Origin of the sequence: Sediminibacterium ginsengisoli, from assembly GCF_900167075.1 — a bacterium.
GTDB classification, from domain to species: Bacteria; Bacteroidota; Bacteroidia; order Chitinophagales; family Chitinophagaceae; genus Sediminibacterium; species Sediminibacterium ginsengisoli.
On the sequence record NZ_FUWH01000002.1, the window covers coordinates 13426 to 28954 of the forward strand.

Annotated in this window: 12 protein-coding genes; 4 read left to right on the forward strand and 8 right to left on the reverse strand. The window is 46.1% G+C overall.

Features of this window, described 5'->3' with window-relative positions:
* Window positions 1-26: 26 nt before the first annotated feature.
* Together B5D42_RS03125 and B5D42_RS03130 are read left to right on the forward strand one after the other, a co-directional pair.
* Complete coding sequence (locus tag B5D42_RS03125) at window positions 27-407, forward strand: hypothetical protein (protein ID WP_139366963.1); 381 nt, start codon at window positions 27-29, stop codon at window positions 405-407.
* 22 nt (window positions 408-429) lie between these two features.
* Window positions 430-1485 carry a ferredoxin--NADP reductase gene (locus tag B5D42_RS03130; protein ID WP_078830002.1) on the forward strand — a complete coding sequence of 352 codons (1056 nt, stop codon included), beginning with the start codon at window positions 430-432 and terminating at the stop codon, window positions 1483-1485.
* 11 nt (window positions 1486-1496) lie between these two features.
* Here the strand turns inward: B5D42_RS03130 and recJ are convergent, their stop codons facing one another.
* Together recJ and B5D42_RS03140 are read right to left on the reverse strand one after the other, a co-directional pair.
* The gene (gene recJ / locus B5D42_RS03135) at window positions 1497-3194 is read right to left on the reverse strand and encodes a single-stranded-DNA-specific exonuclease RecJ (RefSeq protein WP_078830003.1); all 1698 of its coding nucleotides are present in this window, start codon (window positions 3192-3194) and stop codon (window positions 1497-1499) included.
* Window positions 3194-4156 (reverse strand): polyprenyl synthetase family protein, encoded by a 963-nt coding sequence (locus B5D42_RS03140; RefSeq protein WP_078830004.1) that lies wholly within the window; start codon window positions 4154-4156, stop codon window positions 3194-3196. Before B5D42_RS03140 ends, recJ begins: the two co-directional genes overlap by 1 nt.
* 202 nt (window positions 4157-4358) lie before the next feature.
* Here B5D42_RS03140 and B5D42_RS03145 point away from each other — a divergent pair, with 202 nt between their 5' ends.
* The gene (locus B5D42_RS03145; protein ID WP_078830005.1) at window positions 4359-5855 is read left to right on the forward strand and encodes an OmpA family protein; all 1497 of its coding nucleotides are present in this window, start codon (window positions 4359-4361) and stop codon (window positions 5853-5855) included.
* Window positions 5856-5993: 138 nt separating this feature from the next.
* Here B5D42_RS03145 and hxpB read toward each other — a convergent pair whose 3' ends face one another.
* Window positions 5994-6656: a hexitol phosphatase HxpB gene (gene hxpB / locus B5D42_RS03150; protein WP_078830006.1), complete on the reverse strand. Its 663-nt coding sequence runs from the start codon at window positions 6654-6656 to the stop codon at window positions 5994-5996.
* A 130-nt stretch (window positions 6657-6786) separates the two neighbouring features.
* Between hxpB and B5D42_RS03155 the strand changes: the two genes are divergently transcribed.
* Window positions 6787-7545, forward strand: a complete 759-nt coding sequence (locus tag B5D42_RS03155) for a lysophospholipid acyltransferase family protein (RefSeq protein ID WP_078830007.1) — start codon at window positions 6787-6789, stop codon at window positions 7543-7545.
* A 58-nt stretch (window positions 7546-7603) separates the two neighbouring features.
* Here the strand turns inward: B5D42_RS03155 and B5D42_RS03160 are convergent, their stop codons facing one another.
* From B5D42_RS03160 to B5D42_RS03180, 5 genes are all read right to left on the reverse strand, one after another.
* Window positions 7604-9676 (reverse strand): SUMF1/EgtB/PvdO family nonheme iron enzyme, encoded by a 2073-nt coding sequence (locus tag B5D42_RS03160; protein ID WP_078830008.1) that lies wholly within the window; start codon window positions 9674-9676, stop codon window positions 7604-7606.
* Window positions 9677-9695: 19 nt separating this feature from the next.
* Window positions 9696-11216: an Hsp70 family protein gene (locus tag B5D42_RS03165; protein ID WP_078830009.1), complete on the reverse strand. Its 1521-nt coding sequence runs from the start codon at window positions 11214-11216 to the stop codon at window positions 9696-9698.
* 2 nt (window positions 11217-11218) lie between these two features.
* Window positions 11219-12904 carry a hypothetical protein gene (locus tag B5D42_RS03170; RefSeq protein WP_078830010.1) on the reverse strand — a complete coding sequence of 562 codons (1686 nt, stop codon included), beginning with the start codon at window positions 12902-12904 and terminating at the stop codon, window positions 11219-11221.
* A gap of 11 nt (window positions 12905-12915) precedes the next feature.
* Window positions 12916-13605, reverse strand: a complete 690-nt coding sequence (locus B5D42_RS03175) for an FHA domain-containing protein (protein WP_078830011.1) — start codon at window positions 13603-13605, stop codon at window positions 12916-12918.
* A 17-nt stretch (window positions 13606-13622) separates the two neighbouring features.
* The coding region (locus tag B5D42_RS03180; protein ID WP_176112887.1) for a tail fiber domain-containing protein at window positions 13623-15529 on the reverse strand (1907 nt) is incomplete at its 5' end.

Here is a 15529-nt window from a genome sequence, read left to right on the forward strand (position 1 = left end):
ATTAAGCGCTTGTTATAATTTGATCCATGCAAAAAAATCGGTTAGGTAAACAAATCTTGCTTTCATCAGCGGTTATTGGTCTTATTACCGTATTGCTTTTTTCCAGCTCTTATCCCGATCACTCCTCACTTGGAAAATGGTTCAGTATAACAATATGGTACTTGTTTCTGATGGTGGGAGTATTTGCCATTTCAATCCTGTTGCTGTTAATCAGGTTATTTTCAAGGAAAGCAGGACTTCCCGGGTTTATTTTTACATACACTGCATTACATAATATAGCCTGCGGAATAACAGGCATGTTTGTATATAAATACAATTCCGGTGAAACATGGTTTATAGTTTTGGCCACAATTGTAGCGGTAACAGGATTGCTGATGATGTATGGCCGTGTGAAAAAACAGGAGTGAGTTATTTGTCCTAACTTTAAATATGGAGCAGCCAGGTCAGTACAGGCAATTTTATATCCGTAAGATCATTACTGAAGTACCTGATACAAGGTCTTTCGAACTGGCGCCTGCAGATGGTTTTCCGGTAGAATATAAACCAGGCCAGTTCCTCACTTTTGTCTTCTTCAAAGCAGGCGGCGAAGAAGTACGGAGGAGCTATTCCATTTCATCTGCACCATCACTGAATGAACCTTTGCGTATTACAGTCAAAAGAATTGCAAACGGTGAATATTCACGTTGGCTCATCGATAAGGCAAAAGAAGGAGATATGCTTCTGGTAGCCGGGATTTCAGGGTTCTTTACATTACCCCCATTCATGATTCCCGGTAAACCCATTGTTTTCTTTGCAGCCGGCAGCGGTATCACGCCGGTATATGCACTGATCAAAACTATTCTGCATCAACATGCTGATGTTCCTGTTTTTCTCATTTATAGCAATACAGCTCCTGAAACCACTATTTTCTATAAGGAACTAAAATTGCTGGAAAATGAATTCAATGAACGTTTCCGGATTCACTTCTTATTCAGCACTGCAGCAGATTTGTCTGCTGCAAGATTGAATGCAGGCTTTATTGAACGGTTTTTAACGCAATTCGGCACAGAAAAAAACAGCACTCCCGGCTTTTATTTATGCGGCCCATTCGATTATATGCGTATGATTACGATTGTGCTGCAAGGTCGGGGTATATTGCCTGCCAATATCCGCAAAGAGCTCTTCCAGGTTGAAAAGCCCGCCAAAAGACCTTCGCCTCCTGATAAGGAACCGCATCATATAACTATACAAACAAACAATGATACCTGGCAGTTCAGTACGGAATACCCGGTTACTATTCTGCAGGCTGCAAAAGCACTGGGCATCCCTTTGCCTTATAGCTGTGAAAGCGGCCAATGTGGTGCATGTGCTGCAACCTGTATCCAGGGAAAAGTATGGATGTGGCATAATGATGTTCTGCTCGATGAAGAGATCGCAAACGGCCGCGTGCTTACCTGTACCGGTTACCCGGTTGGTGGGGATGTGGTGCTGAAATATGATGCTTAGTATAAATCAGTTCAATTACTTGCCCGCAGATCTATGATTTTCAGCTGAAGACTTTTTTCGCCGTTCCAGTCATTTTCATCAATGGTAAAAGCAATGTCTACAGGTGCTGATTGTTGCAGGAGTGCGAACTTGGCCGCCATGTTGAACCCGATTCCCGTCAACGTATGCTTCCCCTGTTTTAAAACAAAACGGATATGCTGATCCTTGACGATCTTAGAAAACCCTGTATCGGTCACTCTTTTTGCAATAAATACCGGCCGCATGTTCTGCGGACCGAATGGTTCCATTTGTGTAATAATATTATAAAAAGACGGCGTGATTTCCGCGAATTGAATTTCTGCGTCGATGAGCAGTTGGGGAACCAGCAGATCGTCGGTGATCTGGCTCGTCACCGCATTCTCAAAAGCCATTGCGAAAGCGGCAACATTCTCGGGTAAAAGTGTCATCCCTGCGGCCGCAAAATGCCCGCCATAACCCAGGAGATGCTCACGGCATTCATAGATCGCTTCGTAAAGATTGAAACCGGCAACACTGCGTGCGCTTCCTGCCACATAATCTCCGCTGCGGGTAAGTACAATCGTAGGACGATAATATTTTTCTATTAACCGGCTGGCTACGATCCCTACTACTCCTTTATGCCAGTGCTCCTTGAAAACAACGGTTGTTTTACGGTTCCCGTTCAAAGGGTCTGCTTCAATGAGAGCTAAGGCTTCTTCGGTGATCGTGCTGTCTGCCTCCCGGCGGTCTGCATTATCACTGTGCAGCATTTCTGCATATAATAGGGCTTGCTTTTCGTCCGTTTCAATAAATAACTGTACGGCTTTCCGGGCATCATCCATCCTGCCTGCTGCATTTACACGCGGAGCGATCATGAATACCAGGTTGGTGATATGCATGTATTTTCCTGCTCCTGCCAGCTGCATCAGTGCTTTGATGCCCGCACAGGGATTTTCATTTACTTTTTTCAGTCCGTGAAAAGCGATGATCCGGTTTTCGCCAGTTATTGGAACTATGTCGGCAGCAATAGCTGTAGCTGCAAGATCCAGATAACGTAGGTATGATTCATCAGGCAACTGTAACTGCCGGCTCAGCGCCATCATCAGTTTTAAACCTACTCCGCAGCCACAAAGCTCTTTATATGGATAAGGGCAATCTGCCTGCTTGGGATTGAGGATGGCAACGGCTGCAGGCAACTCTGCACCAGGTAAATGGTGGTCGCATATAACAAAATCGATCCCCAGTTCTTTTGCATATTGGATCAGTTCCACAGATTTGATGCCGCAATCGAGTGAGATGATCAGCGTAAAACCGTTTTCATGGGCAAAATCAATTCCGGCTTTCGAAATGCCATATCCCTCTCGGTAACGATGCGGAATATAAAAGTCCAGCTGGTCGTAAATCGCATGCAGATATTGATACATGGAGGCGACAGAAGTAGTTCCATCCACATCATAATCCCCGAAAACAAGAATTTTTTCTCCGCCATTTATTGCTTCCAGCACACGTTTAACTGCTTTGTCCATGTCTTTCATCAGCCATGGATCGTGCAGATCCGCGAGTTGCGGCCGGAAAAAGGCCTTTGCCTTCTCAAAATCGTCGATGCCGCGTTGTACAAGTATGCCGCATAGGGTGCGGTTGACCTTCAATGCGGCCTGCAATGCCGTCGTGAGGGCATCGTCCGTTTGCTGTATATACCAGTTCTTCTCCATTAATAATTTCGGTCAGTAGTATAACGGACAAGTTCTTCAAGTGCATCCCGGACCTCGGAAGCCGGGAACCGGTGTAATATGGACAGGGCTTCATCGCGGTAGCCGAACATTTTTTCGGTTGCATACCTGATTCCTCCCGCCTGTGCAACTGCATCGATCACAAACCGGACTTTTTCCGGTTCCTGGTTCTCGTTCTTGATGATATAGATCAGTTTTCTTCTGAGTTCGGGGGAACAATTGTTCAGTGTATAAATAAGCGGCAGGGTCAGCTTCTTTTCTTTGATATCGTTGCCGGTAGGTTTGCCCACATCGGCACTGCCATAATCGAACAGGTCGTCTTTGATCTGGAAAGCCATTCCTACTTTTTCACCAAAAAGCCGCATCTGTTCGATATCGTCTTCGTTGTCAAAGGTAGTACATGCGCCTACGGAACAGGCCGAAGCGAGGAGAGAAGCTGTTTTTCCGTTGATAATTTCATAATAAACAGATTCATCCAGGTTCAGCTTGCGCGACTTTTCCATCTGGAGCAGTTCGCCTTCGCTCATCAGTTTCACAGCTTCGGAAAGTATTTCAAGTACCCGGTGGTCTTTATTGTTGAGTGAAAGCAGTAAACCCTTTGTAAGAAGATAATCGCCTACTAATACTGCTATTTTATTCTTCCAGAGGGCATTAATAGAGAAAAAACCGCGTCTTTCCAGTGAATCGTCTACCACATCGTCGTGTACCAGCGTGGCCGTATGAAGAAGTTCCACCAGCGATGCCGCCCGGTAAGTGCTCTCGTTGATAGTTCCTCCCAGCCTGGCACTCAGCAATACAAACATCGGCCTTAACTGCTTTCCCTTCCTTTTTACAATATACTGCATGATCCTGTCGAGCAAAGCCACCCTGCTTTTTACCGATTCCCTGAAATGGATCTCAAACCTTGCTAATTCTTCTGATATGACCTGTTTTGCTAGTTTCATGGACAAATTATGGTGCAATATAATTCGGATACACACAATATGCGGCAGTAAAGCAGCGTTAATTGATTTGCAATGGTCTATGAAGTGATTCAATTATCCTTCTTAAATAAAAAAAAGATGTTAAAAGTTGGACAATTGTTTCATACCGTATATTTTTGTCATGTTTTCTGGGTCTTAAATTCTTAAATATCAATTATATCTTATGGCAAGCAAGAAGTCACTTTTAGCTGTGGCCCTGGTCGTACTGTTACAGTCGATCGGTATGGCTCAGACCGATTGGGGATGGTCATGGAAAGACACCTCTAAAATCGCTGTGAAAAACCTTCCTCAACACAACGAATTCTTAAACAACCAATATCCTTACCCTGCTAAGCCTCGCAGCCAGTGGGAATTAGGTATCGGTGTAGGTCCTGCGTTCATCCTCGGAGATGTAGGTTCTAACGTAGGTTTCGGTGGAAACATTACTTTCAGGAAAGCCCTGAGTCATGTATTCTCTCTGAGGCCTGGTTACACTGGTATCCTCGCAAACGGAGATCAGAAACCAAGCATTGGTGCACGTGGTTACAAAAACCAGAGCCACATGCTGGGTCTGGACCTGATTGCATCACTGAATTCTATCAGTCACTATTCAGGCAATCCGAAAACAGATATCTACCTGTTAGCAGGTTATAACTTTATCGGAACCCAGGTTACTTACAAAGAACCAGCTTCTGGCTCTTATGTATTCATTCCAGGTTCTGCTGCATACCCTTACAGCAACAATGCGCTGATCGGTACTGCAAGCAAAAGCTGGGGACTGTTCCACGGTCTGAACGTCGGTACTGGTATCGCGTTCAAACTGAGCAACAAAGCTAACCTCGGTTTTGAGCAGAAATTCACTTTCATCGCCCGCGGTGGATATGATTACCTCGACGGTTACCTCGCTGGCAACAACAGCGATTACTACAGCCTGACTACTGCCAGACTGAACATCAACCTCGGTAACACTGCTAAGCGCGTACAACCGCTGTGGTGGCTGAACCCGAACAACTACATCTACAGCGAGGTGAATGCTCCTCAGCATATGAAACTGCCTAAGCCGGTACTGGCTGATGCAGATGGTGATGGTGTTACAGATCAGTTCGATCTCGAGCCTAACACTCCTGCCGGAGCTCCTGTTGATTCTCACGGTAGGGCAAAAGATACAGACGGTGACGGTGTTCCTGACTACAGGGATAAAGAAATCCTGACTTCTCTGAAATGCTTCCCTGTGAACAACGACGGTGTTGGTACTTGTCCAGAGCCAGCTTGCTGCAAAGAGATCAAAGACATGATGTCTAACATGGCTGCTGCTCAGGCTGCTAAAAACGAGTGCAACATCGGTAACCTGCCTAGCGTACAATTCAAAGGAAACGCTAAGCTGTCTAAAGATGCACAAAGCGTTCTGGATGCAGCTGCTGGTAAAATCAGCGCTAACCCAACCTGTAAAATTAAAGTTATCGGTTACGGTGCATCAAGCAAAGCTGCTCAACAGCTGAGCTGGGAGCGTGTTAACGCGGTAATCAAATACCTGGTTGAAAAACAAGGTATCGCTGAAAGCAGGTTCGTATTCACTTACGGTCAAAGCGGTGACGCTAACACTGTAGATCTGCAAGGAACTACAGAAGAAGGTCCTAATAGCGTACCGGCTCCACACCCAAATCTGAAAGGAAAGAACTAATCTGATTCTTCAGAATATAACGGAAGGGCTTACACTCAGTGTAAGCCCTTCTTTTTTTTTGAATATGGTAAGCATGAAGCATAAAAAATCCTGCAATGATCAGTAGCAGGATTTTTATTTTATCAGTCGGCCAAAATACTATTTCCCAAACAGGTTGAAATGCAGTTCGCCAAAATTCTGTAATGATGATAATTTAAGATCGGCAGCGCCCCAGCGCTCGTCTTTCTGCTGGCCCAGGCTGGGTACCACCACACACTGCATCCTGGCCGCCTTGGCAGCTATCAGGCCATTAAATGAGTCTTCGAAACAGATGCATTCTACGGGTTGACTTTTTAAAGATCCGGCACAGTTCAGGTAAACCTGCGGATGCGGCTTGCCATACGGTAATTCTGATGCGGAAGCTGTGGCATGCAGGAGATCTGCAATACCCGCTTTGCTCACAAACAGATCGATCAGTTCCTGCGGAGAAGAAGTGGCCAGACCGATTTTGAAATGCTTTTGCCTGAAAAATTCAAATATATAAGATACGCCCGGCATTAATTGTGCCTTGTGTTCTATTTTGTAAAGTACCGCATCGATGATCTTTTTTTCCGCTACCGGCAGTTCGGAAGCCGGTACATTGAAATAAGTTAACCACCATTGGGTAAATTCTTTGGTCCTTAGACCGGTAGTCGTTTTATATTGCTCTTCCGTAAGTTTGATATTATAGGACGCGAATACTTCAGTAGCAGCTTCATACCATAATGGCTCACTGTCTATCAGCAATCCGTCTATATCAAATATTACCGTGGTGAGTTGCATGGGTACATTATTGAGATGGCAAAAGTAGTGTTATCGAACCGATACTTTCCGGCTGCGGAGTTATTTTTAAGAAATCAGCGTCAATCTGTTCAGTTTACTTATTTTGCAGGCCTTTGCAAAATCCGGCAGTATGAAATTAGGTGAGCGGTTGCGGCATATCAGGTTAATACGTTCTGTGATCTACTTCCTGGTAGGTATCATCACATATCCAGGGCTTGTACTGGTGAACCGGATCAGTATTTCGGGTACCGAACACCTCCGGAGACTCCCTAAACGGAATGTACTGTTTGTCAGCAATCACCAGACCTATTTCGCTGATGTGATCGCCTTCCTCCATATTTTCTGTGCGGTGAAATGGCGTAAAAAGAACCGGCTTGGAATTCCGTATTACCTGCTTAATCCGTTTACAAACGTATATTTTGTGGCGGCCGAAGAAACCATGAACGGCAACTGGCTGAGCCGGTTGTTTAAACTGGGCGGGGCTATTACTGTTAAACGTACCTGGCGTGAAGCTGGTAAAGATATCAACCGCCACCGCGATGAATCGGATACGCAGAAGATAGACCAGGCGCTCAATAAAAGCTGGGTCATTACTTTTCCGCAGGGAACTACCAAACCCTTTGCGCCGGGCCGTAAAGGAACAGCACATATTATCAGGAACAATAACCCCATCGTTGTACCGGTTGTGATCAATGGGTTCTGGAGAGCTTTCAGTAAAACAGGACTTTCCTTCAAGAAAAAAGGTGTTCGTCTTTCCATACGTTTCAAGGAGCCGCTGCAGCTGAATTACCAGGCGCCGGTTGATGAGATCATGGCTGCCGTCATGGATGCCATAGAGCAAAGCCATGCATACATGCTGCGTGGTAAACATCACAACTTTGCGCATTAAAACAGAAGACCCGCATCAGTATGCAGGCCTTCTGTTTTAATGGGAGTACAATAGGTTCCTATTTCGGGAGATTCATCGCTAACCTGAAACCCGTATTGTTATTATTGAATGTTTCTTCATGCCCTTCCCGGTTAGACAAACGAGAAGACCAGGATGATTGCATGAACGATCCTCCGCGCGTTACTTTCTGTGAACTCACTTCAGGACCTTTCGGATTGTTCAGCGTGCTGCGTGTGAAATAATCAGCAGCATAAAAATCACTGCACCATTCAGAAACACTACCGCTCATATCATATAAACCCAGCGCATTCGGTGCTTTAGTACCAACAGGGGAGGGCTTGTTGGAATTGTCTTTATACCAGGCCACTTCATTAATGTCTTTACCTCCTGCGTAAATGAAATCCTTATTCTCTTGTTTTCCGCCTCGTGCTGCAAATTCCCATTCTGCTTCTGTGGGCAAACGGTAAGTTTTACCGGACAATTTATTCAGCCGCTGAATGAATTCTGAAACTGCTTTCCAGCTTACCATTTCTACAGGGCAGTTCGGACAATCCTTGAAAAAGCTTGGATTTTCATCATCCATGATTGCGGCCCAGATCTTTTGTGTTACTTCATATTTGCTGATCTGGAATCCGTCCACCGTTACCTGTATAGCTGGTTTCTCATCCCCCGCACAATCGGCTGCCAGCTCATTTGTGCAGCCCATTGTGAACTGACCTCCTTCCACCTGTACCATACTGCTGTCTATCGATGCAATTGCTGCAAGTATGGCTGCAGTACCGTCATCCATATCGTATTTCTTTTCTTTCAGAACAGCCATTACATCTGCATTGCTGCCAAACTTGGTAAGCAGGAACTTTACCTGTTTCTTTTTATCCAGCTTCGACATGCTCGATGGGAAGAACACTGCTTCATGATCTGCAAACAACCTGATCACTTCTACATCGCCATTTATGGCTGCATAAGCTAACGGAGTGGCATAGATCTCTTTGTTCTCAGGGAACCTGCTACCGAAATTATTGGCACTTACGCCATTCTGGAACAGGTAACGGAAAACAGAACTATCACTCTTTACTTCAAGTGCATACATCAGCGGACGCTTGCCTGCAATAACTGGCTCGTCGAGGCTGTCTTTCGCAATAAAGAAAGGGATATCCGAACTGCGGGATGCTTTGAATGCAATCTGCACATTGGCGCTCATGGGTTGTTTGCCTGCAATAACAGCCGGAATGAAATTGTAAAACTCATCTTTTAAAATCTTATCCTGGTCTGTTTTTGTTTCTTTCATGAAAGTTTCACGCCTGTCTTTCATGTTATATGCCATTGCGGAATCCGTGTAGGTTTTCAGATTCTCGTTGAGCAGGGTCTTATCTGAAATGAAATTATCATGTGCTTTCGTTACATCGGGCGTTATACCGATCTCGCCTTTCCTGATCTTGTCGATCAGCTGCTGCAGGGTTGTCTTATCTGACAGCGATTGCCTGATCAGTTCTTTCAGCCCCGATTCCGTTTCTGTGAGCAACGTGATCCGTTGCTGCCTGAGCGCTTCCTCCGCTGCTTTCTGTACACGGATGGCCTCTTCTTCAGCTTCTCTTATTTTACGCGCTTCTTCTTCTTTCTGAAGCCTGATGCGGTCATCTGCTTCTTTTTTCAAACGTGCCTCTTCTGCCTTGATGGCTGCATAATCCACTTCCGGGAAGGCTACAACAATATTATGTCCGGCATCTTTATCATCTACCACAAAGGTGGTATCATACAGATTCCCCATGCCATCGTTCAATGAGATCCGCATTTCATCTGAATTGTTCAGCGGGATCTTTTTTGACATGCCGGCCCTGATCTTCCCTGATTCATTGTCGTTGATAGTCACATTGATCGCTGCGCCCCTGTTGGCTTTCAGGGTCAGGTAAGCGAATGTGTTGTCAACTTTTTTTGCAGGGGCTGCGGCGCTGTCTGCCTTAACATCATCATCGTCATCCTTGAATTTCACCACGGGTTTGGCCGCCGGCTTTTTCTTTGGCGGGTCTACCGGTTTGGTATTGGTCGGCGCTTTGATCATCTGTGCAGACACAGCTGTTCCGGCCAGTGCTGTAACGGATACTAATAACCATTTTAATAACATCAACTTCATAACAATAGTGCGAATGGTTTTATAAGTAATTATTGAGATAAATATTGTCTACCATCGATTTCTGCTGCTGGTAATCGTACTTGTGATCTGATGCCTTCCTGATGAACTCGAATTTGATATCCTTACCGTTATCTGCATTCCTTACTTTTATACCGATGGTTCCGTTCAGCCTGTTTTCTACAGCCACTTCGAGGTAGAACTCAGACATAAGTGAGAACGGCCCTGCCTTAATGGTTCCCAGTTTATGTACATCTTCCTGCGGATCCCAGAACTGGCAGAGTTCTATGTTTACATATTCTGTCTGCTGCGGATTTACCTTGTACGTTTTTTTAGATGATACCGGCAATGGCGTATTACGATGTATCAGCAGGTCGATCTGTCTTCTCGGATCGTTGGCCATGATCAGTCCGATATTATAGGTGCTTACGCTTTTCAGATCGATCGGAACAATCTCCTGGTTGTTGCCGTTGCTGAATGATGCTGCATACAGCGCTGCTCCCTTGGCCACACTGCTGAGCGGCTGGTGATAAACGAGTTCCTGTTGCGGACCAACTTTCTGCTTCCAGAAATTGTAGACCAGTTTGCTGCTGGATGTGCCGCCGATCAACACCACTTTGTTGATATCGCTGAACTGCATACCAAGCGAACGGAGACAACGGTTCACGGCCTGTTCTGTTTTAACGATCAGCTGTGTGGCCTGCGCCGCGTAGATGTCGTAATAGAATGTTGCCTCAAACGCATCTCGGCCTACCATGATCCATTTGCTGATATTTCTTGGCGTATCTGCGTCATTCAATTCTATTTTTATTTTTTCTGCGATCTTCTGCAGCCGGTTTCCGGTGAGCTTATCGGTGGGCAGTTTGTTGCCGAACGCTTTTTCATAATCTTCCCGGATCGAATGCTGTACGATATCATCGAACTCTTTTCCTCCAAGTTTGTTCACCCCGTCTTTTGCGATCACATTCAGCTGGTTACCTGATTTGGTGATCAGCGTAAGATCAAATGTGCCACCGCCGAAATCGTAGATCAGGATGATCTCTTCATCGATCTTTTTATTAAAGCTTCCGTAAAACAATGCTGCGGCAACCGGTTCTTCAATGATGGCTGTAAGTTCGAGATCGGCCAGTCTTGCTGCTTCGATCACAGACTTACGCTGCACATCATTATAATGCGCAGGAACAGTGATCACTGCCTGCTTATAACCATCCGGCAGGTACAGCTCTGCATCGTTCTTTACTTTCCGCAATACAAGAGAAGCCACTGTTTCACTGAACCAGGCATTTTTATCGTCATCGAAATACACGGGATCCTGTGTGCCGAAACTTCTCTTGAAGAATGAAATGATCTGCTTGTCCGGAAGCGTTTCATAGAGATTCTCCGCGAAATTGCCTGCATAAGCTTTCCTGCCTTCGATCAGCGCAATCGACGGCGTTATCTGAACGTCTTTATTATTGGCATCGGGTATCAATACCGGACTACCATCCCTGCTCAGTGAGGCTGCTACCGTATTGCTTGTTCCGAGATCTATTCCTAATACCATCGTTATATTTTTAAATCTTTTTCTGCTTCTGTTACCATTTCCCTGTAACGGGTGTTCAGCTGATCTTTAACACGTTCGGCCGACTGTATACTGCGCAACAGCATTTCAACACTTTGCTGCTGTTTTTGCAATTGATTTTTCTCCTGGTTCATCTGGCTCGTACGCTGTGTCTGCAGGTCCTTTATATTTCTTTCGATCTGCAGGTTGATATTCTGTGTAGTGTCGCGCATCCAGTTGGAAATATTGCTGGTCCAGTCGCGGCTGCTGTCATTGAACATGCGCTTGGATTCCTGTTGCAGCAGGTCTTTCGCTTTGCCCAGCTCACGTTCAAATTCTTCGATACGTTTTTTGGGGATCCTTCTGCGCAGATCGTAAATACCATAAACGATCATGAGCAGCGAAATGCCGGCAGTAGATGCTTTCACCCATGTGGCAATATGTTTAAAGATGCCGCTTTCGCTGGCAGATGCCACAATTGATAACGGTGCAAGCAGACCACCCACTACCATGATCAGGCCTGTATAATCACGCAGTGCAACAAAGTATTCCATTGCACCCTTTTTGATGATCTCGCCGCTGTAAGTTTTATTCATGTAGCAGAACGACTGGATCGTTCTTTCTTTTTCCGGGAAAGGAGGGTAGATGGTATCGGCTTTCAATGGCTGGATACCTTTATTTTTTAATTGAATATTGATCTGTGCGATCAGGTCTTCGAAAGAACTTTTGATAAACGCTTCATCCTTACCCAACTCAGTGCGGATAGATGCAGCAATATTACCTGTGAATTTATTCAGGAAATCCTCTGCAATGGAAGTCTCGTACTTCTCACTTTTCTCTGCAAGGCTCTTGCGTTCAAAATCTTCAAGTTTGCCGCATTGCTGTGCGGTGATGATAGAGAACTGACCGGTATTCGGTTTGTTCAGATCCTCATATTTCAGCTTGTAGCTTTTTTCAAGCTCCTGCGCAGATTTCTGGATCAGCTGCCGAAGGTTGCTCACTACTTCGCTGTTATTCATCGACTGTTCTTCCTTACGGGTGATATTGGTATTCTGTGTATGTAACAACTTACGTGTCTGCGCTGATTTATTCTCGGCAGAAAGGATCTCATCCAGGAAAGAGAAAACAGGTTTGATGCTGTTCAGGTAGGCGATCTTCTTCATCTTGTCGATAGATGCGGTATCTTCTATCGCAGTTTTGATGATATCTTCTGTTGTTTTGCCTTCGAGGTTTTCAGGTGTAAGGATAACGGCCTTGCTTCTGAACTGTCTTGTAAAATCGCGTGCGCCATTCTGGTCCTGCAGCAGGTTCACTACCAGCTGTAATCTGTAAGTGGTATCGGGCCTGCGGAAATATTGTATCAGCTTGTCGGCTTTCTGCATTTCTTCATCCAGCAGAATGATACCTACCGTAGGAAAGACATCCTGGAAAACACGGACGCTGTAATTATTTTCATGTTTAACCGTAATGCGATATATGCTGTTACTGCTTGTTTCTTCCAGTTGCCTGGCCAGTTTTCTGCTTTCAGACGAGGCATTCACGCTGCAGAAGACATCAATATAAAAAGCTTCTTTATCTGCCAGTTGTTTGATCTTACGTTTTGTTTCATCCAGAAACCCGGCATAACCGGAAACGGGGAGTTCCTTCATCAGGTCCTCAAATCTTTCTGCTATATAATTCAGTTCTCTCATAAGCGTTGCTGTTAAAAAACATCAATAACTACTGTTTTCATATAATCGCTTTCTTCTACTTCCTGTACAATCTTGTGTATACTGGTATTGTTCAGGCGAACGATCAGTTTAGTCATGCCCACCTGTATGGTGTCGTTCGGGCCGATCATTGTACGCTGTGTGATCCTCCTGTCATTTCCATTCACATAAGTGCCGTTCTTGCTTTGTTTGCCGCCATTGCTTTGTGCATCATCACATACCACGATCTGGAGCGGGTTGATATTGATCACTTCCAGTACTGCATGTGCACGGCTGATATAAGGATCTTCATCAAGCAATATCACAGGATCATTCGATTGTACATTCCTGCCGATGTGGTTCTTGCCGTAAAACAACGGGAATGTGATAGCGGACTGGTTCTCGGTATGTCTTACCAGCCAGGCTACTTCTGTTTTGCGTGACTGCACGGGCCGGGCTTCTTCTCTCTGGTTTCCGTAAGAATGAGAACGGGCGGCCTGCTGCAGATCTGCGCCCAGCATCTGTGTTTGCAGGTTCCTGATTTTCTCGGTATTGGATGTGTGCAGCTTGCGTAAAAAATCATTAGGGGCATTTTCCGAAAGCCGTTGGAAATAAGCCAGCTTATCATTCATCCTGATACGGATCTCATGATCTGTTGCAGATTCCGGTAATTCGAGAAATTCAAGTACTTCAGCCCTGGTCATATCAGATGGTTTTACCTTTATAAATGTTGTTCTGCCTGCATCATTTTTTTCAGTTCCTGCAATTCGTTCTTAATGCCTGCCAGCTCTTCATGCTGTTCTTTCAACCCTTGTAATAACAGGATATTCAGTCCTGCATAGTTGATCGCTTTATGATCCGTTCCGCCGGTATTTGTATTGTAAACGAGGTGCGGGAATACTTTTTCAAGTTCCTGCGCGATAAGTCCGTACTGCATCTCAGCGGGGAGATACATACCCGGAAACTCTTTTGTTCTGAAATGATAGTTGCAGGGATGTAAATGCATCAGCTTGCTGTAAACCGGTTCTAACGGCGCAATGTCCGTTTTAAGTTTAAGATCCGACCAGCCACCTGAAGAGGCAGCTCTCGATGCCGCAGCGGCAGCTTCATGTGCGGAGTGCTCGGCTGCATTTGCATAGTTCCGGGCATCTACTGCATAACGGTCGGCCTGTTGGCCGGCGTCGTTTGCGTAGCCTTTTGCGTCATTGGCTTCCTGTGCTGCGTCTTTGGCTTTTACGGCAGCATCTTCTGCTTCGCGGGCTTCATCTTTGGCTTTATTGGAAGCGTCTTCTGCTTCTTTTACTTCAGACTGTGCTTTGCTGGCAGCATCCTGTGCTTTCTGGGAAGCAGCTTCCGCTTCTTTGGCTTCATTTTGTGCTTTCTCGGAAGCGGATGCGGCTTCCTTCGCCTCCTGTTGTGCTTTTTCAGAAGCAGATGCAGCTTCTTTCGCTTCCTGCTGTGCTTTTTCGGATGCTGTAGCGGCTTCCTTGGCTTCATTCTGCGCATCTGTTTTAGCCTTTTCCGCAGCCTGCGCATCCTGTTGCGCATCTTGTCTGGCTTTGTCTGCCGCCTGTGCATCTGCCTGTGCGTCGGCACGTGCTTTGTCTGCCGCCTGTGCGTCCTGCTGTGCATCTACACGGGCCTTATCTGCGGCTTGTGCATCCTGCTGCGCATCTACTCTTGCTTTATCCGCAGCCTGTGCATCCTGCTGTGCGTCAACCCTGGCCTTATCAGCTTCTTTTGCATCGGATTCTGCATCAACCCTTGCTTTATCTGCAGCTTTCGCATCCTGTTCGGCATCTATACGTGCTTTGTCTGCGGCTTTCGCGTCTTCTTCTGCATCTACACGCGCCTTGTCCGCGGCCTTTGCATCCTGCTCTGCATCCTGCCTTGCTTTGTCTGCGGCTTTCGCGTCTTCTTCTGCATCTATACGCGCTTTATCCGCAGCCTTGGCGTCCTGCTCTGCATCCTGCCTTGCTTTATCTGCGGCCTGAGCATCCTGTTGAGCGTCCTGTCTTGCTTTATCCGCAGCCTGTGCGTCCTGTTGTGCATCCTGCCTTGCTTTGTCTGCGGCCTGTGCATCTGCGAGTGCATCCTGCTTTGCTTTTTCGGCAGCCTGCGCGTCTGCAACGGCATCCTGTTTGGCTTTTTCTGCGGCCTGTGCATCTGCTACAGCATCCTGTTTTGCTTTTTCCGCAGCCTGCGCATCGTTTACTGCATCCTGTTTAGCTTTTTCTGCAGCCTGCGCATCTGCCACGGCATCCTGTTTGGCTTTTTCTGCGGCCTGTGCGTCAGCCATTGCATCATTTTTTGCCTTATCTGCGGCTTGTGCGTCTGCTAATGCATCCTGTTTATGTTTTTCAGCTTCCTGTGCATCCTGCTGCGCATCGGTCTTTGCCTTGTCTGCGGCCTGCGCGTCTGCCAATGCATCCTGCTTGTGTTTTTCAGCTTCCTGTGCATCCTGCTGTGCATCGGTCTTTGCCTTGTCTGCGGCTTGTGCATCTGCTAATGCATCCTGTTTGTGCTTTTCTGTTTCCTGCGCGTCTGCCTGTGCATCCTGTTTTGCTTTTTCCGTTGCCTGTGCATCTGCCTGTGCATCTGTTCTTGCTTTATCTGCGGCCTGTGCAT